This window comes from Variovorax sp. Varisp85, from assembly GCF_047304045.1.
GTDB lineage: Bacteria > Pseudomonadota > Gammaproteobacteria > Burkholderiales > Burkholderiaceae_C > Variovorax.
On the sequence record NZ_JBGLYN010000007.1, the window covers coordinates 72,880 to 96,448 of the forward strand.

Below are 23,569 nucleotides of genomic sequence, written 5' to 3' on the forward strand. Positions count from 1 at the left end.
CAGTGGACGAATCCGGCTATCGATATGCGCCCAGCTGCTTTCCCGCAGCCCCGAAGCTCTCGACCAGGAACCCGACGACGGCCTGCACGCGCGCCGTGCGGCCCTTGCGGCTCGGTACCAGCAGCGTGACCGGTGCACTGTCGAACTGCCAGTCGGCCAGCACGCGCACCAGCGTGCCGCGCGCGACGGCGTCGGCTGCGTCCCATTCGGAACGCAGCACGAGGCCCATGCCTTGCTCGGCCCATTGCCGGGCCACGCCGCCATCGTTGGTGACGTAGGCGGGCGAGATGCGCAGCGTTTCCCGCGCGGCCGACCGCTTGCCCGATGACCCCGCTGCGCCTTTGGCCGGACGCACGTGCCACAGCGTCACGTCTTCGTCGTTCTCCCGGATGCAGATGCAGCCGTGCGCCAGCACATCGCGCGGTGCACGCGGCACGCCGTGCAGGCGCAGGTAGTCCGGGCTCGCGCACAGCCAGCGCTCGTTGGCGCTCAGCGTGCGCGCCACCCATGAAGAATCGCGCACCGTGCCGATGTGGATCACCGCGTCGGCGTCGTGCCGGTCGGGCCACGGGGTTTCGCGCAGGTCGAGCTGCACGCGCAGCCCCGGATGCAGCCGGGCGAAGCGCGCCAGCATTGGCGCGATGTACTGCCGGCCGTAGCCGAAGGGCGCGGCGATGCGCAGCGCGCCGGTGAGCCGCCGGTCGTCGCGCTGCATCGATTCGCGCAGGCCCTCGATCTGCCCGAGCAGCGCGGCGGCCTCGCGCGCGAAGCGTTCGCCTTCTGGCGTGAGGCTCAGCCGCCGTGCGGTGCGGGTGGCGAGCGACAGGCCCAACGCGGCTTCGAGCTTGCGCAGCCGCATCGACAGCGCGGGCGGCGTCACGTCGAGCGCGCGGGCCGCGGCGCTCAGTGAGGGTTCGCGCAAAAGGGCGGCGGCGAGCTGCATGTCCTCGATCTGGATCATTAACTTCTGCTTAACGATTGATGACAGTGCATTGAAGCACAGGCTCGGCCTTGAAACGTACAGTCGGTGGCCATGAGTACCCTTTCCACCATCGACACACCCGCCGCCCTCATCGAACAGGCGCGCATGCAGCACAACATCGCGCGCATGCAGCAGCGCATGAACGAACTCGGCGTGCGCTTTCGCCCGCACGTGAAGACCAGCAAATGCATCGACGTTGCCAAGGCGCAGTGCGGCGCGGGCGCGCAGGGCATCACCGTTTCCACGCTGAAGGAGGCCGAGCAGTTCCTCGCCGGGGGCTTCACCGACATCCTCTATGCCGTCGGCATGGCGCCGCACCGGCTGCCGTATGCGCTGGACCTGCGCCGGCGAGGCTGTGCGCTCGGCATCATCACCGACAGCGTGGAATCGGCGCGGGCGATTGCCGCGTTCGGCCGCGCGAACGGCGAAGTGTTCGACGTGCTGATCGAGGTCGACACCGACGGCCACCGCAGCGGCATCCGCCCCGAGGAAGACGCGCTGCTCGACGTGGCACACGCGCTGCACGACGGCGGCATGCGCCTTGGCGGCGTGATGACCCATGCCGGCTCCAGCTACGAGCTGGACACGCCAGAAGCCCTGAGGGCGATGGCCGAACAGGAGCGCTCGGGCTGCGTGCGCGCCGCACAGCGTCTGCGCGGCGCGGGCCTGCCATGTCCCGTGGTCAGCGTCGGCTCCACGCCCACGGCGCTGATGGCCCAGGCGCTCGATGGCGTGACCGAGGTGCGGGCCGGCGTGTACGTGTTCTTCGACCTCGTGATGCGCAACATCGGCGTGTGCACCGAGGCCGACATTGCCTTGAGCGTGCTCACCACGGTGATCGGCCACCAGGCCGAGAAGGGCTGGGCCATCGTCGACGCGGGCTGGATGGCCATGAGCCGCGACCGCGGCACGCAGAAGCAGAAGCGCGACTTCGGCTACGGGCAGGTCTGCGGTATCGACGGCAAGGTGCTGGATGGCTACGTGCTCAGCGGTGCCAACCAGGAGCACGGCATCCTCTCGCGCGAAGGCACGCCGGACGCGGACATCGCGGCGCGCTTTCCCGTCGGCACGCGGCTGCGCATTCTGCCGAACCACGCCTGCGCGACGGGCGCCCAGTTTCCCGAATATCACGCGCTGTCGGAAGAGGGCGCGCTGAAGACCTGGGGACGGTTCCACGGTTGGTGACGCGGGCGTTGCGGAGCGGGCAAGGAAGGCATCACCTCCGCTCACCGCCTGGATGAACGATCGCTGCGCCTCGCAGCGGGTCATCGGTGCGCATGCATCGATGCGAACGCGAGGCAAAAAGGCGACGGCTGGGGTGCGGAAACCCCCCAGCCGTCTGACCAAGTGAAGTGCAACACCTCGGAAAGGACGCGCAACGTCGCCCAGTTCCGCTCTGCTCACCGAGATTGCACCCTTTCCATCCCTCGTTCCTGTTGTGAGTGCGAATGGCTTTGACGGAGTTGCAGCAAGGGGCCGGGTTTACTTCGAACGTCCGTCGAAATGCTGTACCGGCACCGCCTCAAGGTCGATGCCCTCGAGGCAGCGGATGTTGATGGCCGCCATCTTGTTGCCCTTGGGATCGGTGCCTTCGCCGAAGGGATGGATGCCGCAGACCGGGCAGAAGCGATGCGAGATCACGTGCTTGTTGAACATGTAGTTGCTCATGTCCTCGGCTGGCGTCTTCAGCCTGAGCCGGTCGTGCGGCACGAACCACAACAACGACCCCTTGCGCTGGCACATCGAGCAGTTGCATGCCATTGCCCCTTGGATGTCGCCCTCGACTTCGAAAGCGATCCGGCCACAGTGACAGCTGCCTTGGTAGTTCATCGGTCCTCCAGAAGAAAATTCGCGCATTCCGCGCCCGCCTTGCCGGGGATTGCTCACACCCCTTCGATGATCCGCAGATCCCGTTCGGCACCGTCGCACAGTGCAGCCAGCGCCGCTTGGTAGTCGGGGCTGTCATGAACGGATCTTGCATGATCGATGCTGTCGAATTCGACCAACACGGTGCGCTGGGCCAGTCCGAATTCGTAGACCTGGGCCGGCAGCCCTCGCGCCAGAAAGCGTCCGCCACCGGCGGTGATTGCCGGGCCGGCCAGCTTTGCGTAGGCCGCAAGTTTGTCGGCGTCCTTGATGGCACGGTATGCACTGACCCAGTAGGCTTTTGCCATGGTGATTTCTCTCAGGTTGGGGAGCAGGCAATATAGCTTGCGATGGCTCCTCGCCACCACTCGCCGGCATGGACACCCCCGATGAAACGGCTGTGTCGCCTCTGCAGGCACTCTCAGAAGGACTGTTCCGCAATCACCCGGCGCACCGTCCGCAATGCACTGCGCAGGCTGTCCAACCCGACGGAGCCGAGCGCCAGCCGCAGCGCATGCGGCACGTGCTGCGAGGCGGCAAAAGGCTCCGCCGTCGACACCGACACGCCATCGCGCATCAGCGCCGCCGCGACGCGGTCGGCGCGCGTTTCTTCCGGCAAGGGCAGCCAGACGAAGTACGACGCCGGGTGGCGCACGCAGCGCAGCCCGGCGAGCGCGTCGCCGGCAATGGCCTGCCGCGTCGCGGCGTCGTGCCGTTTCTCGGATTCGAGCCGGCCGACGGTGCCGTCCTCCAGCCACGCGCAGGCGATTGCCGTGGTCACGCCGGGGTTGCACCAGGTCGTGGCCCGGATCGACCGTTCGATCTTCGGCACCCAGGCTTCCGGGGCCACGACGAAGCCCACGCGCAGCCCGGTCGCCACGCTCTTGGACAAGCCCGAGACGTACACCGTCGTCTCCGGTGCCAGCGTCGCCAGCGGGGGAGGCGGGTCGTCGGCCAGAAAGGCGTAGGCCGCGTCTTCGATGACGAGCAGGCCGTGCCGCCGCGCGATGGCGGCCAGGCGGCGGCGCCGGCTCGCACTCATCACCCAGCCGAGCGGGTTGTGCAAGGTCGGCATGGTGTAGACGGCCCGCACGCGGCGCTGCGTGCACAGGCGCTCCAGCGCGTCAAGGTCGGGTCCCTGGCCGGATGCCGGAATGGGTGCCAGCTCCAGCCGCTGCGCCTCGGCGAGCACCTTGAAGCCCGGGTAGGTGAGGGCATCGACCGCGATCACGTCGCCCGGCTGCAGCAGCGCCATGACCGTCACTGCCAACCCGTGCTGCGCGCCGTCGACGATCAGCACCCTCGACGGTTCGGCCGCCAGCCCGCGCGACTCGAGGTGCCGCGCAACGCGGGCGCGTTCGTGCATCCGGCCGCCATGGGGCGCATAGCGCAGCATCGCTTCCAGTTCGCCGCCGGCGGCAAGCTGGCGCAATGCGCCGCGCAGCAGCTCGGCCTGTCCGGGCAGCGAGGGGTAGTTGAAGTTCAGGTCCACCAGGCCCGCGGCCACGGCCTGCTGGTCGATACCCGGTCCGCGAGGCCGCACGGTCTCGCGCACGAAGGTGCCGCGGCCGACCTCGCCGCTGACCAGCCCCATGGCCTCGAGCTCCGCATAGACGCGCGATGCAGTGACCAGCGCCAGCCCGTGGCGTTCGGCCAGCCGCCGGTGCGTGGGCAGGCGGGTGCCGGGCTGCAGGCGCCCCGCGCGGATCTCGGCAGCGAGTTGATCGACCAGTTGCTTGTAGCGGGCTTCGGCCATCGCGGGATGTATCCATGACAATTTTTTGATTGTATTGATCGTCTCTCCTACGATGGGCGCGCCCCTTCTTCCAACGCACGAACTCCACGGACACCATGCACATCGCGATCCTTACCTTCGACGGCTTCAATGAACTTGATTCGCTCATCGCGCTCGGCGTCCTCAACCGGATCAAGAAACCGGACTGGCGCGTGAGCCTGTGCTGCCCGACGGCGGAAGTCACGTCGATGAACGGCGTGACTGTTCGTGCGCAGTCCCTGCTCGAAGACGTGCGCCATGCGGATGCGGTCGTCGTCGGCAGCGGCATGCGGACGCGCGATGTCGTCGCCAGTCCCGAGCTGATGGGGCGCCTCGCGCTCGATCCGGCGCGCCAGCTGATCGCGGCCCAGTGCTCGGGCACGTTGATCCTGGCAAAGCTGGGCCTCGTGGGCAGCGTGCCGGCCTGCACCGACCTGACCACCAAGCCGTGGGTGCAGGAGGCGGGGGTGGAAGTGCTGAACCAGCCCTTTTATGCGCGCGGCAATGTCGCCACCGCGGGCGGCTGCCTTGCTTCTCCCTATCTGGCCGGCTGGATCATCGCCCGCACCGAGGGGCTCGAAGCCGCCACCGCGGCGCTTCACTACGTCGCCCCCGTGGGCGAGAAGGAAGCCTACGTTGCCAATGCGCTGAAGAACATCACGCCGTACCTGCCCCGATGACATTCGGATTCGGCTGAACGCAGAAATTCAGTGGTCCACGGGCGCCTGCAGCACCGCGGTCGCGCCCGATCCGGCCGACGCGTCCGCCAATATCCTGGCCGGCCCGCAGCGGCCGTAGGTGTCGTCGAAGCGCACAATGTCGTCCTCGCCCAGGTAGCCGCCGGTCTGCACCTCGATCACCTCGAGCACGGTCTTGCCCGGGTTCTCCAGCCGGTGGATCGCTCCCGAGGGCAGGTAGATCGATTCGTTCTCTCGCACCAGCGTGACTTCGCCGTTGCAGGTGGCCCGCGCCGTGCCCTGCACGACGATCCAGTGCTCCGCGCGGTGGTGGTGCATCTGCAGCGACAGCTTGCCGCCGGGCTTGACGGTCAGGCGCTTGACCTGGAAGCGCTCGCCCAGATCGATGCTGTCGTACGCGCCCCAGGGCCGCACCACGCGGCGGTGCTGGGTGGCCTCGGCGCAGCCTTCCCGCACGAGCTTGCGCACGACGTCAGCCACCTGCTCGGCGCAGCCCACGCCGGCCACCAGCACGGCGTCGGGCGTGTCCACGATGATCAGGTCTTCGGTGCCCAGCGCCACCACCGGCCGGTGCGGCGCGTGGATGAAGGTGTTGCGCGAATTCAGCGCGCTGGCCTTGCCGCTCAGGCGGTTGCCCGCATCGTCCGCCGGATGCAGGCTGGCAACCGCGTTCCAGCTGCCGACGTCGCTCCAGGCGCCTTCGAATTTCACGACCGCGATGTCCTTGTGCTTTTCGAGCACGGCGTAGTCGATGCTGTCGGCGCGGCAGCCCTCGAAGGCAACGGGCTCCAGCCGCAGAAAGCTGCCGTCGGCAGCCACCGCGGCGGTGGCATGTTCGCAGGCCAGGAGGATGTCGGGCGCGTGCTCGCGCAGCGCCGCGACCAGCGTGCGCGCCTGCACGAGGAAGATGCCCGCGTTCCAGCTGTAGCCGCCGTGCAGGATCAGTGTTTCGGCCACCGCCGCCGTCGGCTTTTCCACAAAGCGCGCGACGGCCTGGCTGCGCCCGTCGGCCGAGGGCTCGCCGGCCTCGATGTAGCCGTAGGCGGTGCTCGGAAAACTCGGCACCACGCCGAAGGTGACGATCTTGCCGGCCAGTGCTGCCTTGACGCCGGTGCGCACGGTGCGGGCGAACAGCGCGGTGTCTGGAATGTGGTGGTCGGCCGGCGCGAACAGCAGCAGGTCGCCGGGATCGGCCAACAGCGCGGCCGAGGCCATGGCCGCGGCGGTGTTGCGCGCCACCGGCTCCAGGATCTGCCGGCCCGTGGCATTGGCGTTCTCCAGCGTTTCCTTCACCAGGAAGCGATGGTCTTCCGACGTGATGCAGGTGATGTCGCGGTTCAGCACCGACAGTCGTTCGAGCGTGAGGTGCAGCAGGCTCTTGCCGCCGACCAGCGGCGCGAACTGCTTGGGCAGCGCCTTGCGCGACAGCGGCCACAGCCGCGTGCCGCTGCCGCCGCACAGAACCACGGGATGGATGAGAGGGGTTTTCATGATGGCCTGCCTGCGTTTCTTTTTGAGAGAGTGGGAAGAGGGCTTCAGATCAGCCCTGAGTACGCCGCGTAGCTCACGGCCTGCGCACGCGAATGCACGTGCAGTTTCTTGTAGATGTTCTTGATGTGCGCGTTGACGGTCTGGCCCGAGATGCCGAGCTTGGTGCCGATCTCGTCGGTGACGTGGCCGCGCGCCACGCAGCGCAGGATCTCGCACTCGCGGGCCGTCAGCGTCGCCTCGCGTGCGGGCGGCTCCACCGACGGCGGCATGTTGCCGGGCCGATGGATCAGTCGCGAGAGCAGCCGCCGCGCCAGCCGCGGCGTGATGGCCGCGCCACCGTTGACCACCTGCAGCACGGCCTGGGAAAAGCTCTGCAGCCAAGCGTCCTTCAGCAGGTAGCCGGTGGCGCCCAGTTCGAAGGCATGCAGCACGTGCGCCTCGTCCTCCATCGCGGAAATCACGATGATCTCTCCCGCGCGGTGGAGCTCGCGGGCCTCCTGGATCAGCTCGAAGCCGCTGCCGTCGCCCAGCCGCAGGTCGACCATCAACACGTCGAACTCGTGCGTGACCAGCAGCCGGCGGCCGTCGCGCAGGCTGCCGGCCTGGCCTTCGAGCTGGATGCGCAAGTCCGACAGCAGTTCCTGCGCGATGACCCGGCGCATGAACTCGTCGTCGTCGACGAGCAGCACGCGCACCGGCGCGTTTTCCTGCCCCCTCAGGAAGCCGGGCCATAGCGGCGCGGCGGGCGCGCAGACACCCGGTGGATACCCCGAGCGGCCAGCGGCCTGCTCGCCAGGAGATGAGGATGCGTTTTCAGGCATGGCTGTGTCCCGGTTTGGAGTTGATGCTCGTGCTGGTGTTGTCCTGGAAGCGCGGCAGGCCCGAGGCATGGGCCGGTGCCGGGTCGTCGAAACCATGCGGATTCGCGGCCTGCCAGCGCCAGCTGTCCGCGCACATCTGGTCGAGGTCGCGGCGCGCGCGCCAGCCGAAGGCCTGCCAGGCGCCGCGCGCATCGGCCCAGTAGGCGGGTGCGTCTCCTGGTCGGCGCGGCCCGATGCGCAGCGCGATGCGGCGGCCGCTCGCGCGCTCGAAGGCCGACACCACCTCCAGCACCGATGCGCCGCGGCCGGTGCCGAGATTGGCCATGAGAATGCCGGGCCGGCGGGCCACGTCCATCACGTGCACGTAGTCGCGCACGCCGGTGCCGTCGACGGTGTCGTAGTCGGCGCCATGCACCACGAGCCATTCGCGCTGGCCGGCCGCGACCTGCGCGATGTAGGGCATCAGGTTGTTGGGCGGCCCGTGCGGCCGCTCGCCGAGCAGTCCGCTTTCGTGCGCGCCGATGGGGTTGAAGTAGCGCAGGCAGGCGATGCTCCAGCGCGCATCGGCCCGAGCCAGGTCGGCCAGCATGCTTTCCACCATTGCCTTGGTGCGGCCGTAGGGGTTCACCGCAGCGTACGGCGCGCTTTCCACGATCGGCGAGGGCTGCGAGTCGCCGTACACCGTCGCCGACGAGGAAAACACCAGCGTGCGCACGCCGGTCCGGTCCATGGCCTGCACCAGCGCCAGCGTGCCGGCGAGGTTGACGTCGTAGTAGCTCACCGGGTCGGCCATCGATTCGCCGACCGCCTTCAGGCCGGCGAGATGCACCACCGCTGCGACGTCGTACGCCGCGAACACCCGGTCGAGCGCCACCGCGTCGCGCACGTCGCCGCACACGAGGACGGGCTCGACGCCCGTGATGCACGCCACCCGCTGCAGCGAACGCGCGTCGCTGTTGACGAGCGTGTCGAGCACCACCGGCAGGTAGCCCGCCGCGATCAGCGCCACGCAGGTGTGGCTGCCGATGAATCCGGCGCCGCCGGTCACGAGAATTCTGGGTGCGCGCATGGTCGTGGTCCTGGTGTGCGGCGCGTTTCGTCAGCGCGCGATGCAGCGCTGCAGTTCCTCTTCGAGGCGCAGCAGGATGGTGTCGCGGTCCAGCTCTTCCTCCGCGAAGCGGCGGCCGGCCGAGCCCAGCAGATCGCGCGTCGCGGGCGACATGGAGAGCTGTTCGATGGCATCGGCCAGCGCTGCCGCGTCGCCAGGCTCGACCACCACGCCGCGGCCCCACACGGCCTCGCTGAGCGCGGTGCCGGCGTGCGCGGTGACGATCACGGCGCGGCCGCTCGCGAACATGCCGCCGAGCTTCGACGGCATGACGAGGTCCGCGGCATCGGCGCGCTGGGGCAGCACGTGGATGTCGGCCATGCCCAGCAGTTCGTTGAATCGCTCGGCCGGCTGCAGGTCGAGAAAATGCGTGTTGGCCAGCCGGACGCAGGCGTCCATCAGCGAAGCGCGGCTCGGTCCGTTGCCGCAGAACACGAAGTGGATGCCGTGCGAGCAGACCAGCAGGCGCGCCGCCTCGGCCAGCAGCTCGATGCCCTGCTTGCTGCCGAGGCTGCCCGCATAGAGCACCACCACTGCGTCGGCCGGAATGTTCAGCTCGGCCCGATAGCCCTGCGGCGGCACGCCTTCGGCCACCGCCGGCCTTGCGACAGGCTGGATGGCCTCCACGTCGACCCAGTTCGGAAACAGCACCAGTTGGGCCTCGTCCACGCCTTTTTCCAGGGCTTTGGTGCACATCGCTGAAGAGATGCTCGACACCCGGTCGAACCGCTGCATCAGCCAGCACTCGGCCGCCAGCGCGAAGCGCCGCACCCGTTCGCCGCGTATCCAGCCCAGGCCGAATGCCGCGTCCACCTCGTAGTCCTGGATGTGCAGCCACGACCGGATGCCGAGCAGCTTCGCAAAGCACAGGGCGGCCGGCGTGCAGGAAATGGGCGGTTCCACGACGAACACCACGTCGGGCTTCCAGCGCAGTTGCGCCAGCAGCGACGGAATGCTCGACAGCGTGAAGGACAGCAGGTGCCCGATGCGCCCCAGCGCACGGGGCTTCGACGGTACCCAGGTGGGCGCGCGCCAGACCGTGACACCGTTCCAGCCAGTCTTGCGCCAGCTCCACGCCGAGTGGCCCTCGAACACCGACCATTGCGGAAAGAAGGGCGGCGACGCAATCACCCGCACCTCGTGTCCGCGGGCGTGCAGCCACTCAGCCATCTCGCCCGAGTACTTGCCGATGCCGGCCAGCTCGGGCGCGAAGTTCATCGAGTAGAGGAGGATCTTCACGATGCCTGCCTCCGCGCCAGCAGGCGCAGCAGGGGGAAGAAGCCGAAATGCAGGCGCATGCGTGTTTCGTACAGCGCGAGGTCGGTCGCACAGGCGATGAAGAACACGTAGTGCGGCTTGCCCGGAAACATCGCCGCCACCGCGACGTAGGACGCCAGCCGCAGGGCAACCTCCAGCAGCGCCCACCGGCCGAGCGACCCCATCGAGGTCTTCAGCGAGAGCACCATTTCGTGATGGATCGTGTAGGTGCGCAGCAGGAAGTACGGCGCAATGCACAGGAAGATGGAGCGCGCCTCGTTGCCCAGCTTGAGCAGCGGCGCAGCCACCGAGATGAGGGCGGCCAGCCCGACGAAGAGCCCGCAGCCCAGCAGGAAGGAATACTTCGCGAGGCGCAGCTTTTCCGCGGAGAAGTTGTGCGCATCCGTCTCCAGCATCGCGGGTGTCTTCGTCACGAGAAAAGCCTGCACGAACTGCGACGGCGCCTCGGCCAGCAGGAAGGCGATCTTGAAGGCCCCCACGTAGCCGAGCGGCATGAAGTACGCCACGATGAGCAGGTCCGATTTGCGCAGCAGGAACATGAGCAGCGAGTACATCGTTGCGCCGGCCTGCGACGCCAGCCCGAGCGCAGCCCGCCCGGCCGGTGGCGCCGCGCCGCTGCCCGGCAGGCCGATGGCCAGGCAAACCACCACCACGGCGAACAGGTTGATGAGCAGCAGGTGTGCCACGCCCAGCTCGAAGCGCACCGCCACGCAGAGGCCCACGCCGGCGACCAGGATGGTCGAGCGGATGCCGGTCTCCAGGTTGAGCAGCCCTGCGTGGCCGAGGCCGCGGCTGAACGAGAGGCGCAGGCTGTTGAACGCGAAGACCGCCAGCGTGGCAATCACGAGCAGGAAGGGCGCGTCGCCCACCGGCATGTGCTGCACCGTGAGGATCACGGTCGCCAGCATCGCGGCCAGCGGCAGCCCGATGGCCAGCGTGCGCACCACGTCGCCGCGCGTGACGCCCGGCGGTACGGTGGCCGCATTGCGCGAGAACAGCAGCGAGCTGCCCAGCGTGCCCACCACCAGCGCCACTTCCATGACCGACTGGTAGATGGAGTACTCGCCGAAGCGCGCCGGGGAAATGCTCGCCGCCATCAGGAAGATGGCCAGGAAACCCGACAGGTACACATACAGCCGCGAAGCCAGCGCGCCCACGCCCGAAAGCCAGGCCATGCGGGCGCCGGGCAGTGCGAGTTGCGGGCTGAAGTGCTTCATGGCGCAGGCCGGTTCACGGTTGCTTGCTGGCCGAGGCGCGGGGCGCGCGGCGCGGGTCGAAGACCCGGCGCGCGAACGCCGCGGCCCGGAACGCATTGTTCCTGGCGCGGCGTGCCATCTGCAGCACGAAGGTCACGACCGCCACGGCGTACGTGTGGCCGCGCAGTGCGTAGGGCATGGCCATCTTGGCGCTGCCCTGGAAGTGCAGCGCCACCACGTGCGTCATGTCGCCGGTGGTGCTCGTCAGCCAGGCCTTGCCCTCGCGGTACGCGATGCGCTTGGCGCCGCCCAGGACCTTGAACTCCCGCTGCAGCTGGTTGTGCATGCCGTTGATGTTGTGGTCGATGACGGTGCCGTTGAGCACGCGGTTGATGGGCGCGTCGTTGCCCGTGGCGTGGGCCCAGAGGTAGAGCAGTGTCATGTCCGACACGCCGCCGCGCACGCCCCGCGCGGCAAAGCGCGCGGCAATCTCGCGCAGCTTCCTGCGGCCCGACGGGGTGGCGTAGCAGTCGAGCACGTAGGCCACGAAGCGGCGCAGGCCGTTCGCGGTCCAGTAGCTCACGTGCGGCGAGATCTGGCAGTGGTTCCAGCCGTCCGAGGTCTGCATGCAGGAACCCGAGAAATCGGCCTTGCCCGCGAGCCGGGCGACATGCGGCCCGGCCCCCTGGAAGAGCAGCACGTCGCTGTCGATCAGCGTGAACTCGCGCACCTCCGGGTTGGATTCCAGAAACTGCGCTAGAAGAAAGTAGCGCCGGAAGCAGATCTTCTCGAACTCGGGCGAGTTGCTCGACAGATGCAGATACGACCGGCAGAAGCGTTCGTAGGCCGGGCCGGCGTCGGTGCTTGAGAGCACGAAAAGCGGCTCGCCGGCCAGCGCGGCCGATTCGCGGCACAGCGCGAGGGTCTTGTTCTGGCGGTCTTCCACGACGATGAAGGGCAAGGATGGATTCATGGCTCTTGTTTGAGGGGTGAGGGGACGTGACAGCACTCGTTGAATTCAGGGGGTGCGCGCCGTGACGCTCCTCATCAGCGCGACATGCGCGGGAAGAAAACGGCCGGTGGCATCGATGGGCATGTCCAGCGTGAAGAGGCCGCGCGCGGCGGCCGCTTCCGAGATCCAGTTGCGCAGCTGCGTGGCCGAGAAGCGCGCCGGCGCCTCGCGGCCCCACGAGGCACTCAGCGGCGTGAGCACGTGGAGCGCCAGCTCCGACGGCGGGGCCGAGAGACGCGCGGGCGGCTGCATGTACTCGCCGGCCATCAGGTTCTGGCAGGGCGCCGATTTCGCGCTGAAGTGCTCCGCGCCTTCCCCCGCGTTGAAGGCCAGCCAGCGGTTGCCCCCGCCCGCGCGGGCTGCGCTGCACAGCAGCTCCCAGCCGGCCGGCGTGATGCCCTTCGTGTTGTAGGTGCCGTCGAACCACCAGCCGCTCACGAGCGAGCCGTAGCGTTCCGACCAGTCGCGGATCACGCTCGACCAGGCGGCGATGAAGCGCGCGGGCGGCGGCTCCTGTTCGGACACGTCGCCCAGGCATTCCATCAGCGCGCGGTCGCCCTGCGGCGCGCGGAACGGCAGGTAGAGGATCAGCGCAATGCCGCGGCTGCGAAGCGCCTGGCCGATTTCCATCGGCAGGTCGCGCGGCGAACGGTTGCCTGCGCTGGCCGGGCAGAGCGCTTCGAGCGCGGCATTGGGCGCGATGTACTGGCCGTTGTTCTGCCCGAGCGTCAGGATCAGGTGCGAGGCACGCATGTCCGCCAGAGCCGACGCGAAGGCTTCGACGTCGAAGCGCCCGATCTCGCTGATCGACTGCTTGTCGGGCAGGTAATGCACCATCACGCCGAAGCCCGGCACCGGGCCGCCCGCAGGCTGCGCACGGCCGGCCAGCGGCAGTGCCGCCAGCTGGAACGACAGCAGCGCCGCGAGAAATCGCATGGCGCGGAGCGGCCGCTTCGTCATGGCATGGCCCTGGCGAGCGACAGCGTGCCGCGCTTGAGCATCAGGTAGCGGCCCGCGATGGTGGCGGGCGCGCAGGCGGCGGCATGCGCCCATACCGGATGCGTGCGTTCGTGGTGGGCGAGGTGCTTGGCGAGCCGGAAGGGGTCGCTGGAAGCGCTCCCCACGAAGAAGCCGTAGCCCTCGAACAACTCGCGGTGCACCGGAATGTCCGACAGCAGCAGCGGCACGCCCAGCGTCGCCGCTTCGGCCGCCGAGAGGTTGAAGCCCTCGAAGGTGGACAGCGAGATGAAAGCGGTGGCGCCCTGGTAGAGCCGCAGCAGTTCGTCGCGCGACACCAGCCCCCGGTGCCGCACGAAGCCGCGCACCTCGGGCGCCAGCGCGGCCACCATGCGCTCGACCTCGGCCGCGCCGTTGCCGGTGATGTCGAGGTAGTCGACGAGGCCGGCGCGCCGCATGCGCTCGAACAGCGTGAGGATGCCGCCGAAGTTCTTGTGCGGGTAGTAGTGGTAGGCGGCGATGAGGTAGCGCTCGTTCGGTGTCGCGGCGGGCGTCGCGGCGACCCGGGGCGCGTCCACCGGGTTGAAGATGACTGTCGAATGCTCGCAGCGGCCGAAGTGGCGCTCGAAGTCGCGCTGGCTGCTGCGACTGATGAAGACCACGTCCGCCGCGCTGCGTGCCGCGCGCCACAGGCTCCAGTCCAGGAAGAGGCGCTTGCTGCGCTTGAAGTACTGCGGGTAGGCCTTGTACTGCAGGTCGTGGACGATGACGATCGAATGGCGGTGCCGCCCGAAAAGCGTGACCGGCAGGAAGTAGTTGGGAAAGAACGAGTACAGCCGCTCGCCCGTCAACAGCGTGCGCAGGCAGTGGAAGTTGTAGAGCAGCGTGTCGAGGATGAAGCGGTTGATCTTCAGGCGCTGCGCCAGGGCGAACAGGCGCGGATGCCGCTCGCTCACCGGCTCGACCCGGTCGTCCTGCGACAGCCGCATGTGGCGAAGCAGCACCTCGGACACATTGAGCACGCCGCCGGCCGCCTTGTTGAGCCGCACGGTGTCGTAGTAGAGGTAGATGGCCATGGCGATGCCCCTCTTCATGCGCTCGGAAGGCCATGCCGCACGGCGCGCGGAAGCGGGCGACGGGCGCGGGAACTCAGGGCGCCGGCAATGAGAGCGGCGATCAGGCCCGAAGCCGCGAACGGCCCCCAGCCCAGGATCGGGCCGCGCATGAACGGCACGTAGGCCGCGAGCAGCACCAGCGCCGACAGGTAGGCGCCCGACAGCGGCCGGTTCGGATCGATGGCGCGGTCGACCATGCGAAAGCCCGCCGAGATCGCAAAGCCGAACAGCGCCGGCCCCGCCAGGCCGAAGTCGAAGTACGCCGTGGTGAAGGGCGGCAGCGACAAGTTGCTTTGGGAGAAGTTGCCGAGGATGGCCGACCAGCCGAGCGGGTCGAAGTCGGGAAACATCTTCAGGTCGCGCGGCAGGAAGAAAGAGAACGCCGAGAGCAGGTAGCGGCCCCAGCCGAGGTCCGGAATGGGCGCGCGCTCCAGGATGCCCGCGACAACGAACATGGCGTCGAAGTCCTGGCTGAACGGGAAGGTCGTGAGCTCCTCGCCCCACATGCTGCCGCGCGAGATCAGGTTCAGCACCGGGCCCAGGCCGGCGATGGAGCCGAAGGTCACCCCTGCGAGCAGCCAGCGCCGGCCGCGCCCCAGCCCATGGATGAGCAGCGGCAGCAGCCCGATCAGCAGGACCTGCCGCGCCGTGTTCACCGGGTTGGCCGCGGCCAGCGCCAGGCCGAACGCCAGGCCCGCCGCGCACCAGGACCACAGCGTGCGGCGGCGCACCGCGTGGATGACCAGCGCCACGAAGCACAGCAGAACCACCAGCTTGGGCAGCGTCGAATAGAAGATGTAATCGATCGGCACGTTGTCTTCACCGCCGCCGGCACCGCCCACGACGCCGCGCGCCACGAAGTTGAGCTCGGGCCTGATGAACAGCGAGGCGAAGGCGGCCAGCGAGCAGCTCAGCAACAGAAGAAGAGGGTGGGCCACGCCGATCAGCCGCCGGTCGTGGGCCCCCGGCAGGTGCTCGGGCGCGTCGGGCACGCCCAGCCGCGCGGCCTCCACGCCGGCCATGTACAGCAACAGGAGCATCAGCGCCTGGGTGTACGCGTCCGTGCGCATGACGCCGGCCTCCCAGAACTCGACGTCCTGCGAAATCTGCATCGCCGGCGCGATCGAGAAGTAGGTGAGGATCGTCGCGTAGTGGATCAGCAGGAACACGCTGCCGCCGGAGGAACCCAGCATCGAGAGCTGGATCAGCGACAGCGCGAACACCGCCGCATAGCCCCACACCGGATCGACCAGGCCGCACAGCATGGCGCAGACGATGCCGGACCAGAAGGAGAGGGTTCGCATGGCGGGCCTGCCGTGGGTGGGTCGATGGATGGGTTGGAGCGGTTCAGGCGTGCACGTGCGCCTGGACCGGGTTGCTTTCCTCGAGCGGCCGGGGCGCCTTCTGGTAGTCGGCGTAGGTGCGGCGAAGCCCCTCTGCCAGCGGCACGGTCGCGTGCCAGCCGAGGCTGGCGGCGCGCGACACGTCCAGCAGCTTTCTCGGCGCGCCGTCGGGCTGCGCGAGGTCGTAGCGGATGCTGCCGGTGTAGCCCACGACTTCGCTGATCAGCTCGGTGAGCTCGGCGATCGAGACGTCTTCGCCGGTGCCGAGGTTGATGTGCCCGCGCATCGCGTCGGTCTGCCGGTCGTAGTCGGCGCGCGACAGGTTCATCACCTCGAGGCAGCCTTCGACCATGTCGTCGACGTACAGGAACTCGCGCCGTGCGCGCCCGCTGCCCCAGATCAGCACGCTGGGCGCGTTGCTGATCTTGGCCAGGTGGAAGCGCTGGATCAGCGCCGGCACCACGTGGCTGTTCTCCAGGTGGTAGTTGTCGCCGGGGCCGTACAGGTTGGTCGGCATCACGCTGCGGTAGTCGATGCCGTGGCTGGCCCCGTACTGGCGGTTGTAGCTCTCGCACAGCTTGAGGCCCGCGATCTTGGCGATCGCATAGGGCTCGTTGGTGGGTTCGAGCTTGCCGTTGAGCAGGTACTCCTCGCGGATCGGCTGCTCGGCCATGCGCGGGTAGATGCAGCTGGAGCCGAGGAACAGCAGCCGCTTCACGCCCGACACGAAGGCCTGGTGCGTGACGTTGGTGGCGATCGTCAGGTTCTCGTAGATGAACTGCGCGGGATAGGTCATGTTGGCGTGGATGCCGCCGACCTTGGCGGCTGCCAGGTAGACCTGGTCGATCTGCTCCGTCGCGAAGAAACGGGCCACTGCCGCCTGGTCGAGGAGGTCGAGTTCGCTGTGGGTTCGTGTCACCACGTCGTGGCCCAGTTCGCGCAGCCGCCTTGCCGTCGCCTGACCCACCAAGCCGCGATGACCTGCAACAAAGATTCGCATATGAGCTTTCGTGAAGGGGTTGATGAAGTTCGAGGGAGACGGAATCGAAGCCGGCTACCGGGACCCGCGTGCGCCGGCGACCACGCCGAAGGTCTTCAGCAGGATCACGAAGTCGCGCCACAGCGACAGGTGGGCCACGTATTCCGCGTCCATCGCCGCGCGCCGGCGGTAGCTGATCTCGTTGCGCCCGCTGATCTGCCACAGGCCCGTGATGCCCGGGCGCACGGCGCGGTAGTGGTCCCAGTACTCGCCATACAGGTCCTTCTGCGCGAACATGCAGGGGCGCGGTCCCACCATGCTCATGTCGCCCTTGAGCACGTTCCAGAACTGCGGGAACTCGTCGATGCTGTACTTGCGAAGGAAGGCACCGAAGCGGGTGATGCGCGGGTCGTTCTGCAGCTTCTGGTACACGGCCCATTCGCGCCGCGCGGCCTCGTTGTTGCGCAGGTGACGTGCCAGCACCGCGTCGGCATTGGCCACCATCGAGCGGAACTTGTAGAACTTGAAGACGCGGCCATCCTTGCCGTAGCGCGGCTGCATGTAGATGGCCGGGCCGCCCGAGGTGTAGAGCACGCCCAGCCAGATGAGCGCGTAGGCCCAGCCGAAGAACAGGAAGAACGAGCCGGCCATCAGGATGTCGGCCGCACGCTTGGCGCGGCGCAGCGAGGGCGTGCCGCCCAGCGGCCCGTACGCGGCCGTGTTGGCCGCCGTGCCACCGGCGCTTCGCCCGGTGGAGGATGTCGATCGCAGTGTGTTCATGATTCTGCGTGCTCCGGCTGGATGCGCTTGGGCATGACGGTGTCGGCCGTGTCCAGCGCGTAGGGGGGGTCGCGGCGGGTCGGGGCATAGGCGTAGTAGCCGTAGCTGTAGCTACGGGAGTGGCGCTTCGAGGCGTCGACCGCGTTGAACACCGCGCCGTGGAAGGCCGCGCCCACGTGAGCCAGCCGCTTGGCGCTTTCCACCAGCTCGCCGAGCTCGCTCTCGTCGGCGCGGGCCACGAGCAGCACCGTGCCCATGCTCGGCGCCATCGCGGCGGTCTCGGACGCGAGCAGGACGGGAGGACCATCGACGATCACGACGTCGTAGCGCGCGGACAGCGTCGACAGCGTGTGCGCGAAGGCGTCGCTGGTCATCATGGATGCGGGGTCCGGACGCAGGGTGCCCGCGGCCATCACGTCCAGATGCGGCAGCACATGTTGGTGAATGGCGTCCTCGAGCGGCACGCCACCGGCGATGACGTCGGCCAGGCCCTCCTTGCTCTGCAGGCCGAACTCCTGGCTCAGCTTGCCGCGGCGCAGGTCGGCGTCGATCAGCAGCACGCGCTGGCCCGACGCGGCCAGCAGCGTGGCGAAGTTCGACGACACGAAGGTCTTGCCCGCACCGGCCGTGGCGCTCGATATCAGCACCCGGTTGTTGGGTGCTCCCATCGTCACGAACTTCAGCGCAGTGCGCAGCCGGCGCAGGCCCTCGAGCGCTGGGTCTTCCACGTGCAGCGCCGCCAGCACCTTGATGCCGGGCTTGCCTTTGCGAACGGCGCGGTCGAGCACGCGCTGCTGGGTGCTCATCGGGATCGAGGTGTACACCTGCACGCCGGTAACGGCCTCGATGTCGCCGGGGTTGCCGATGGAGCGCTTCAGGTTCTTGCGGGCCATCGCCGCGGCGCCGCCGAGGAACAGGCCGCCCGCCAGCGCCAGCGCGACGACGATCAGCGGCTTCGGCCGTACCGGCTTCTCGGCCAGCAGCGCCAGGTCGAGCACGCGCACGTTGGCAACCTTGCCTTCCTTGGCCAGCCGCATCTGCAGCGAGCTGTTCAGCAGCGTGGCGTAGAGGTCGGTGTTGACCTTGATATCGCGCTGCATGCGCAGCGAGTTCTGCTGCAGCATGGGCATGCGGCGGATGCGGCCGTCAACCGAGCCGAGCTCCTTCTTGAGCGATGCGATCTGCGCGTCCAGCGTCTTCAGGTCGGGGTGTGCGGCGGTGAAGCGGCTTGCCAGGTCCAGCCGCTTCTGCTTCGCATCGAGCAGCTTGGCCTGCAGGTCCACGTTCTGCGACAGGGCATTGCGGGCCTCGTCGTCCAGGCTGATGGTGCCGTTCTGGTTGCGGTACTGGTTGTAGGCGTCTTCCGACTGCTCCAGCTGCTGCTTGAACTTGGGCAGCTCGGTGCCCAGGAAGGCCAGCGCGCGCTCGGCCTGCACCGTCTTCTGGTCGATGTTCTGGCGCAGGTAGAGGCGCGAGATCTCGTTGAGCACGTCGGCCAGCTGGGCGCGGTTCGGGGCCTGCAGGCTGACGTCAATCACGCCGGACTGCTTGCCTTTCTCGACCACGCGCAGGTCTTTCTGAAGGCCCAGCAGGGTGAGCTGCTTCGAGTAGCGCACCAGCTCGAAGGCGCCGCCGGGCCGGGCTTCGAAGGAGCCCACCAGCAGGTGCAGGGTGCCGCCGGGCACGGAGGCCTCCAGCGGCACGCCGGCCGTGCCCTTCAGCGGCGTTTCCAGGTCCGGGTTGGTCAGCGTGTAGTTGCCTTCGCTGCCCGCGATCAGCGTGAACTTCTTGCCCTCGAAAGCGCTCGGCACATCCATCTGCGCGACGGCGATCCGCTCGGTGCCCGAGACGAAATTGCCATATCCGAACACGCCGGGGCTGGAGAGCTGGCTCGAATGCCGGGCGATGAACTCGCCCACCACCGGTATGTAGCGCGGCTTCGCGCTGATGTACAGCCGCGTGTTCTCCATCGCCTGTCCCAGCACCATGCGCGACCTCAGGATCTCGGTCTCGCCGGCGGTCGGCGTCTTCACGCTGATGCCCCCGCCGCCGTTGGCGTCACCGGGAAAGTTGCCGCCGGAGCGGTCGGGGTCTTCCACCTGGATCAGGATGTTGGCCTCGTACATGCGCGGGCCGAACAGCGCGTAGCCCACGCCCACCAGCAGCGCCAGCGCGGCGATGGAGGCAATCAGCCAGCGGCTGTCGATCAGGATGTCGAGGTACTCGTGGAACCGGGACTCCCGGGGCCAGGCCGTGGTCTCGATCACCGTCATGGGGGAAGCCGCAGGTGCGGGAAGCGAAGGTTGCCAGCGCGCGTTCATGGGGTTCACCTTTTCGTATTGCGGGGCGAGGCTGCGTGCTTACCGGCGAGCGGTGTCGCGGCCGAGGTTGACGACCTGGGCGGACGGCAGGATCAGGCTGATGACGCGGTTCCAGGTGACCAGCGGCACGTGGTCGACGTACACCACGTCGCGCGGCTGCAGCTCGAAGCGGTCGGCCAGCGCCAGCGCTGCCGGGTTCCTCGCGTTGAGGTTGAAGATCTGCTGCGTGTCGAGGTTGTCGGGCGCGTTGCGCACCACGTAGATCTGCCCCGTGCTGGCCGACAGCAAGTCGGGGCCGCCGGCATCGCCCAGCGCCTCGTTGAGGCTCAGGCGGCCGTTGTTGCGCATCAGCAGCGCGCCGGGGCCGCGCACCTCGCCCATCACGAAGACCCGGCTGTCGTCGCGGGAGCCGACATTCACCACATCGCCGTTGCGCAGCGCGATGCTGTTGCCGTCCAGGCCCATGGACTGGAGCATCGGCAGGTCGATCACCGTCGAGACGCCGCCGCGCGTCAGCGTGACCCGCGAACGGTCGCCGCTCTGCGTGAAGCTGCCGGCGCGGCCGATGGCTTCGGACAGCGTCATCGGCACGTCGGTGAAGATCTGCAGGCCGGGCGTGCGCACCTCGCCCTGCACGTAGGCGCGCTGGCTGCGGAACGACTGGATGCGCACCGAGACCTGCGGCTCCTTGATGTAGGTCCCGATGCGCCGCGCGACCAGCTCGGACGCGCCGCTTTCGGTCAGGCCCTGCAGCTTGACACGCCCAATGAACGGAAAGCTGATCTCACCCTTGGCGTCGACGATGAAGCCGGGCGCCACGGCAACGCCGGTCGGGTCGGTCTGCTGCGCGATCACCGCGCCGGCGTTGGGCAGCAGTTCCGGGTGGTTGTACACGATGATGCCGACCACGTCTCCGGGCCCGATGGTGTAGACCGGCGGCGCGGCCAGCAGGCGCTTCATGCCGTCGGGCGTGGTCTTGGGCCTTTGCGCCATCTGCGAGCGGATCAGGTCGGGCGTGATCGGAATGACCTTGCCGCTGTCGGCCGAGGCGGTGCTGTCGCCCGTGGTGCTGGTGAAGCCGAGCGGTCCCACGCCGCCGAAGCCCGGCGCGCAGCCGGAGAGCAGGACCAGTCCCAGCGACAGCAGCAGGCACAGGCCCAGCCATCGCAGCCGGCCATCGACCTGTGCCGGTGCCAGAGCGCGGGCTCTGGCTGGAAGGGCGCGTGCGCCGCATGTCTGCGTCGCTGGATCGGGGCGTTGCATGGTGATCTCCTTGACGGCCGGTTGACGGTGGGTGGATGGGGAACGACTGGGTGAAAGGGGCTGAGCCGTGCGTCAGGGCGCGGCCAGGGTGGCGGGCATGGCCCGGTCGGCGCCAGCCGCCATCGGACGGTTCTGGCTGCGGCGCTCGGTGCTTGCGCCGAAGCAGCGGTCGGCGACCCAGTCGCCGACGGACTGGAGGAACAGCCGCTGTCCCTGTTCCGTGCAGACGGTGTGGTCGGCTTCGGCGATGAATTCGTACTGCAGCGCCTGCGTGAAGGGCTGGCGGGCGAAGGCGCCGAGCTGGTCGCGGCCGTGGTCGCAGACGTGCAGCGACCCCGAATACAGCAACTGCACCGCCACCTGGCGTTCGACGAGGTGCCGCAGGGTGGCGCCGAACCAGGCCGCATTGACCTCGGGTGTGCGTTTCTCCGCGAAGAAGCCCGGCAGCGGCGTCGTCGAATGGCTGGGCAGGAGGTGGCGCTGGAGCCAGCGTTTGGCCTTGCCTGGGAAGGACGGGTGCGCGGGCGCGGCCAGCGCGCGGCGCACGTTGCGCTCCCAGCGGGCGCGCCGCTCCGGGAAGGCGAAGCCGTCGAACAGCGAAAGCGCCACCACGCGCGGGTCGGCCGCGGCTGCCAGCATCGCATGCTCGACACCCGAGCACATGCCGACGATCACGAACTGCCGGGCGCCCAGCATGCGTTCGCTGGCGTCCATGGCGGCCCGCAGGCTGTGCACGGCACGGGCCTGCAGATCGGGCGAAGTGTCGAGCGCATCGCTGTCGCCGATGCCGCCGAGGTCGAAGCGCAGGCTGCTCACGCCGCGCGCGGCCAGCACATGCGCCAGCTTCACGTTGATGCGGCGCGGCCCGACGCGGTGGTTGGCGCCCATGTTGAACATGAGGCAGGCGACGTCGCCCGGCGCCTGCTGCGCGGGCGCGGTGAGCATGCCCATCAGCGCGTTGCCCGGGCCGAAGCACACCGGTGTCTGTGTCGCGTCATTCATGGAGAGCCCCCTGGAGGCGGTTGAGCGCGTCGGCCGGAACCATCGCGCTGTTGGGGTAGGGGTCGGAGGTCCAGTCGAGCTGGTGCCGGAAGTACGCAAGGCGAACCGGCATGTGGCGCGACTGCTGGTCGGCGGCCCATTGCGCGGTGCGTTCGTCGTCCGGCTCGGCCAGTACCAGCGTGTCGTGCAGCGCCGTGAGCGGCAGCGATTCGGGAACCAGCGCCGCCAGCTGCGCGCGCAGCGCGGGCGAGAGCACCGTGCCGAGGGCTTCCTCGGGCACGGCATCGGGCTCCTGCGCCAGGCTGCGGTGCCAGGCCCGGTCGGGGATGCAGAAGGTGGTGTCGATGGCGGCCACGTGCTGTTCGCGCAGCAGCCGCGCATAGCGGCGCCCGTCGATCACCGGCTCCCACAGCACCAGCCGCACCGGGTCGCAGCGTCCGCCGCGCGCGGCCAGCACGGCCAGGGTGGCGCCGAGCCGGGCGCCGACCCACACGATGGCAGCGCCCGGCGCGCGGCGTCGCAGTTCCTCGTGCGCCGAGCACAGGTCTCGGCGCCAGCCGTCGAGTTCGCCCTCGTTCTCGTCGCCCGGCGAATCGCCCGAGCCATAGAAGTCGAAGCGCAGCGTGGCGATGCCGTTTCGCGAGAGACGCTCGGCCAGCACCTTGAAGAAGCGATGGGTGCGCAGGCCCTCCTGCCCGAACGGTGGACACAGGAGCACGGCGGTGTTCTCGGCACGGTCTTCCTCGGCCGGATGGAACACGCCGAAGATCTGGCGCGAGGCCGGCCCGAACATGAGTGGCGTGAACCGAGTCATTGGATAACCTCCGCGCTACGCGCTGCGGTATTCGCCTTGAGAACGGTTCGGCGGCTCATGCGTGCGCCTCCAGCAACCGCCCCGAACGGCTGGCGCGGGCTTCGGTCTGGCGCCATTCGGCGAGCGAGCCCACGCAGTCGAGCCGCGTGGGCGCCGGCCCCAGAACCAGCCACAGGATGCGGCCGGCCACCAGCAGCTCGACGCTGCGGCAGTCCGGTTCAATGCCCACCTCGAAGCTCTGCGACGACACCAGCAGGCCGACGCCGATGGCCTTCAGGCAGGCTTCCTTGCGGGTCCAGCAGGTCAGGAAGGCCTTGTCGCGCTCGTGCGCGGGCAGGGCGGCCAGCGCTTCCTGTTCGCGCTGCGTGAAATATTCCGCCGCAAGCACCGCCGCGTCGGGCACCGCGCGCAGCAGTTCGACGTCCGCGCCCAGAGGGCCGCGCCCGCCGATGGCCACCAGCGCCAGGCCCTGGCTGTGGCTCAGCGAGAACTGGGTGCGCGTATGGCCCGACAGCGAGGGCTTGCCGAATGAGCCGGTGGCCAGGTGCAGTGCAGCGTGGTGCAGGCCGGTGTACTCGCAGAGCGCTTGCCGCAGGGCGACGTGCGCGGCCACGAAACGCTGGCGGTCGATGGGAAACCGCAAGCTGGCGGCGCGCGCGCACTCTTCCTCCGACAGGATCTGCGCGGGAGGAAGCGCAGGGAAGCTGTCCAGGTCGACATACCGGCAGATCGGCGCGTCGATGGAAAGTGCGTAGTCGGAGTTGTCCAT

Annotated in this window: 22 protein-coding genes; 2 read left to right on the top strand and 20 right to left on the bottom strand. The window is 68.7% G+C overall.

Features of this window, described 5'->3' with window-relative positions; translation table 11 throughout:
* Nucleotides 1-16: 16 nt before the first annotated feature.
* Nucleotides 17-961 (bottom strand): LysR family transcriptional regulator, encoded by a 945-nt coding sequence (locus tag ACCC97_RS04960; protein WP_413331749.1) that lies wholly within the window; start codon nt 959-961, stop codon nt 17-19.
* A 72-nt stretch (nt 962-1,033) separates the two neighbouring features.
* On the opposite strand from ACCC97_RS04960, the gene ACCC97_RS04965 reads away from it, so the two are divergent.
* Complete coding sequence (locus ACCC97_RS04965) at nt 1,034-2,167, top strand: DSD1 family PLP-dependent enzyme (RefSeq protein ID WP_413331750.1); 1,134 nt, start codon at nt 1,034-1,036, stop codon at nt 2,165-2,167.
* Between the two features lie 297 nt (nt 2,168-2,464).
* On the opposite strand, the gene ACCC97_RS04970 is transcribed toward ACCC97_RS04965, so the two are convergent.
* The 3 genes from ACCC97_RS04970 to ACCC97_RS04980 form a co-directional block, all read right to left on the bottom strand.
* Nucleotides 2,465-2,812, bottom strand: a complete 348-nt coding sequence (locus ACCC97_RS04970) for a GFA family protein (RefSeq protein WP_413311811.1) — start codon at nt 2,810-2,812, stop codon at nt 2,465-2,467.
* 53 nt (nt 2,813-2,865) lie between these two features.
* Nucleotides 2,866-3,156 (bottom strand): DUF1330 domain-containing protein, encoded by a 291-nt coding sequence (locus ACCC97_RS04975; RefSeq protein WP_413331751.1) that lies wholly within the window; start codon nt 3,154-3,156, stop codon nt 2,866-2,868.
* Between the two features lie 113 nt (nt 3,157-3,269).
* Complete coding sequence (locus ACCC97_RS04980) at nt 3,270-4,604, bottom strand: PLP-dependent aminotransferase family protein (RefSeq protein WP_413331752.1); 1,335 nt, start codon at nt 4,602-4,604, stop codon at nt 3,270-3,272.
* Nucleotides 4,605-4,699: 95 nt separating this feature from the next.
* On the opposite strand from ACCC97_RS04980, the gene ACCC97_RS04985 reads away from it, so the two are divergent.
* Nucleotides 4,700-5,302, top strand: a complete 603-nt coding sequence (locus ACCC97_RS04985; protein WP_413331753.1) for a DJ-1/PfpI family protein — start codon at nt 4,700-4,702, stop codon at nt 5,300-5,302.
* Between the two features lie 27 nt (nt 5,303-5,329).
* On the opposite strand, the gene ACCC97_RS04990 is transcribed toward ACCC97_RS04985, so the two are convergent.
* The 16 genes from ACCC97_RS04990 to ACCC97_RS05065 all read right to left on the bottom strand — a co-directional run bounded on the left by ACCC97_RS04990 (nt 5,330) and on the right by ACCC97_RS05065 (nt 23,569).
* Nucleotides 5,330-6,811: a mannose-1-phosphate guanylyltransferase/mannose-6-phosphate isomerase gene (locus tag ACCC97_RS04990; RefSeq protein WP_413331754.1), complete on the bottom strand. Its 1,482-nt coding sequence runs from the start codon at nt 6,809-6,811 to the stop codon at nt 5,330-5,332.
* A gap of 44 nt (nt 6,812-6,855) precedes the next feature.
* Nucleotides 6,856-7,632 carry a LuxR C-terminal-related transcriptional regulator gene (locus ACCC97_RS04995; RefSeq protein ID WP_007832138.1) on the bottom strand — a complete coding sequence of 259 codons (777 nt, stop codon included), beginning with the start codon at nt 7,630-7,632 and terminating at the stop codon, nt 6,856-6,858.
* A complete protein-coding gene (galE, locus tag ACCC97_RS05000) occupies nt 7,625-8,701 on the bottom strand; it encodes a UDP-glucose 4-epimerase GalE (RefSeq protein ID WP_413331755.1) in 1,077 nt (358 codons plus the stop codon). Before galE ends, ACCC97_RS04995 begins: the two co-directional genes overlap by 8 nt.
* A 30-nt stretch (nt 8,702-8,731) precedes the next feature.
* Nucleotides 8,732-9,979: a glycosyltransferase WbuB gene (locus ACCC97_RS05005; RefSeq protein WP_413331756.1), complete on the bottom strand. Its 1,248-nt coding sequence runs from the start codon at nt 9,977-9,979 to the stop codon at nt 8,732-8,734.
* Nucleotides 9,976-11,235, bottom strand: a complete 1,260-nt coding sequence (locus ACCC97_RS05010; protein WP_413331757.1) for a polysaccharide biosynthesis protein — start codon at nt 11,233-11,235, stop codon at nt 9,976-9,978. The genes ACCC97_RS05005 and ACCC97_RS05010 overlap by 4 nt, the downstream gene beginning before the upstream one ends.
* Nucleotides 11,236-11,248: 13 nt before the next feature.
* A complete protein-coding gene (locus ACCC97_RS05015) occupies nt 11,249-12,187 on the bottom strand; it encodes a hypothetical protein (protein ID WP_413331758.1) in 939 nt (312 codons plus the stop codon).
* 45 nt (nt 12,188-12,232) lie between these two features.
* Nucleotides 12,233-13,162, bottom strand: coding sequence for a hypothetical protein (locus ACCC97_RS05020; protein WP_413331759.1), 930 nt, complete (start codon nt 13,160-13,162; stop codon nt 12,233-12,235).
* Between the two features lie 20 nt (nt 13,163-13,182).
* Nucleotides 13,183-14,259: a glycosyltransferase gene (locus tag ACCC97_RS05025; protein WP_007832132.1), complete on the bottom strand. Its 1,077-nt coding sequence runs from the start codon at nt 14,257-14,259 to the stop codon at nt 13,183-13,185.
* 14 nt (nt 14,260-14,273) lie between these two features.
* On the bottom strand, nt 14,274-15,602 hold the full coding sequence (locus ACCC97_RS05030) for a hypothetical protein (protein ID WP_413331760.1): 1,329 nt from the start codon (nt 15,600-15,602) through the stop codon (nt 14,274-14,276).
* A 43-nt stretch (nt 15,603-15,645) separates the two neighbouring features.
* Entirely contained in the window at nt 15,646-16,641 is a 996-nt protein-coding gene (locus ACCC97_RS05035) for a GDP-L-fucose synthase family protein (RefSeq protein ID WP_042673190.1), read from the bottom strand.
* A 54-nt stretch (nt 16,642-16,695) separates the two neighbouring features.
* Nucleotides 16,696-17,400, bottom strand: a complete 705-nt coding sequence (locus ACCC97_RS05040; protein ID WP_007832129.1) for a sugar transferase — start codon at nt 17,398-17,400, stop codon at nt 16,696-16,698.
* Complete coding sequence (locus ACCC97_RS05045; protein WP_413331761.1) at nt 17,397-19,721, bottom strand: polysaccharide biosynthesis tyrosine autokinase; 2,325 nt, start codon at nt 19,719-19,721, stop codon at nt 17,397-17,399. The genes ACCC97_RS05040 and ACCC97_RS05045 overlap by 4 nt, the downstream gene beginning before the upstream one ends.
* 39 nt (nt 19,722-19,760) lie before the next feature.
* A complete protein-coding gene (locus ACCC97_RS05050; RefSeq protein WP_007832127.1) occupies nt 19,761-20,984 on the bottom strand; it encodes a polysaccharide biosynthesis/export family protein in 1,224 nt (407 codons plus the stop codon).
* A 72-nt stretch (nt 20,985-21,056) separates the two neighbouring features.
* Nucleotides 21,057-21,986: a hypothetical protein gene (locus ACCC97_RS05055; RefSeq protein WP_413331762.1), complete on the bottom strand. Its 930-nt coding sequence runs from the start codon at nt 21,984-21,986 to the stop codon at nt 21,057-21,059.
* Complete coding sequence (locus tag ACCC97_RS05060) at nt 21,979-22,800, bottom strand: serine aminopeptidase domain-containing protein (RefSeq protein ID WP_007832123.1); 822 nt, start codon at nt 22,798-22,800, stop codon at nt 21,979-21,981. The genes ACCC97_RS05055 and ACCC97_RS05060 overlap by 8 nt, the downstream gene beginning before the upstream one ends.
* Before the next feature lie 55 nt (nt 22,801-22,855).
* Nucleotides 22,856-23,569: a 4'-phosphopantetheinyl transferase family protein gene (locus ACCC97_RS05065; RefSeq protein WP_007832121.1), complete on the bottom strand. Its 714-nt coding sequence runs from the start codon at nt 23,567-23,569 to the stop codon at nt 22,856-22,858.

Bases quoted from the DNA above. Each gene is read 5' to 3' on its own strand.
- ACCC97_RS04960 (WP_413331749.1), bottom strand. From the start codon at position 961: ATGATCCAGATCGAGGACATGCAGCTCGCCGCCGCCCTTTTGCGCGAA.
- ACCC97_RS04965 (WP_413331750.1), top strand. From the start codon at position 1,034: ATGAGTACCCTTTCCACCATCGACACACCCGCCGCCCTCATCGAACAG.
- ACCC97_RS04970 (WP_413311811.1), bottom strand. From the start codon at position 2,812: ATGAACTACCAAGGCAGCTGTCACTGTGGCCGGATCGCTTTCGAAGTC.
- ACCC97_RS04975 (WP_413331751.1), bottom strand. From the start codon at position 3,156: ATGGCAAAAGCCTACTGGGTCAGTGCATACCGTGCCATCAAGGACGCC.
- ACCC97_RS04980 (WP_413331752.1), bottom strand. From the start codon at position 4,604: ATGGCCGAAGCCCGCTACAAGCAACTGGTCGATCAACTCGCTGCCGAG.
- ACCC97_RS04985 (WP_413331753.1), top strand. From the start codon at position 4,700: ATGCACATCGCGATCCTTACCTTCGACGGCTTCAATGAACTTGATTCG.
- ACCC97_RS04990 (WP_413331754.1), bottom strand. From the start codon at position 6,811: ATGAAAACCCCTCTCATCCATCCCGTGGTTCTGTGCGGCGGCAGCGGC.
- ACCC97_RS04995 (WP_007832138.1), bottom strand. From the start codon at position 7,632: ATGCCTGAAAACGCATCCTCATCTCCTGGCGAGCAGGCCGCTGGCCGC.
- galE (WP_413331755.1), bottom strand. From the start codon at position 8,701: ATGCGCGCACCCAGAATTCTCGTGACCGGCGGCGCCGGATTCATCGGC.
- ACCC97_RS05010 (WP_413331757.1), bottom strand. From the start codon at position 11,235: ATGAAGCACTTCAGCCCGCAACTCGCACTGCCCGGCGCCCGCATGGCC.
- ACCC97_RS05015 (WP_413331758.1), bottom strand. From the start codon at position 12,187: ATGAATCCATCCTTGCCCTTCATCGTCGTGGAAGACCGCCAGAACAAG.
- ACCC97_RS05020 (WP_413331759.1), bottom strand. From the start codon at position 13,162: ATGCGATTTCTCGCGGCGCTGCTGTCGTTCCAGCTGGCGGCACTGCCG.
- ACCC97_RS05025 (WP_007832132.1), bottom strand. From the start codon at position 14,259: ATGGCCATCTACCTCTACTACGACACCGTGCGGCTCAACAAGGCGGCC.
- ACCC97_RS05030 (WP_413331760.1), bottom strand. From the start codon at position 15,602: ATGCGAACCCTCTCCTTCTGGTCCGGCATCGTCTGCGCCATGCTGTGC.
- ACCC97_RS05035 (WP_042673190.1), bottom strand. From the start codon at position 16,641: ATGCGAATCTTTGTTGCAGGTCATCGCGGCTTGGTGGGTCAGGCGACG.
- ACCC97_RS05040 (WP_007832129.1), bottom strand. From the start codon at position 17,400: ATGAACACACTGCGATCGACATCCTCCACCGGGCGAAGCGCCGGTGGC.
- ACCC97_RS05045 (WP_413331761.1), bottom strand. From the start codon at position 19,721: ATGAACGCGCGCTGGCAACCTTCGCTTCCCGCACCTGCGGCTTCCCCC.
- ACCC97_RS05050 (WP_007832127.1), bottom strand. From the start codon at position 20,984: ATGCAACGCCCCGATCCAGCGACGCAGACATGCGGCGCACGCGCCCTT.
- ACCC97_RS05055 (WP_413331762.1), bottom strand. From the start codon at position 21,986: ATGAATGACGCGACACAGACACCGGTGTGCTTCGGCCCGGGCAACGCG.
- ACCC97_RS05060 (WP_007832123.1), bottom strand. From the start codon at position 22,800: ATGACTCGGTTCACGCCACTCATGTTCGGGCCGGCCTCGCGCCAGATC.
- ACCC97_RS05065 (WP_007832121.1), bottom strand. From the start codon at position 23,569: ATGGACAACTCCGACTACGCACTTTCCATCGACGCGCCGATCTGCCGG.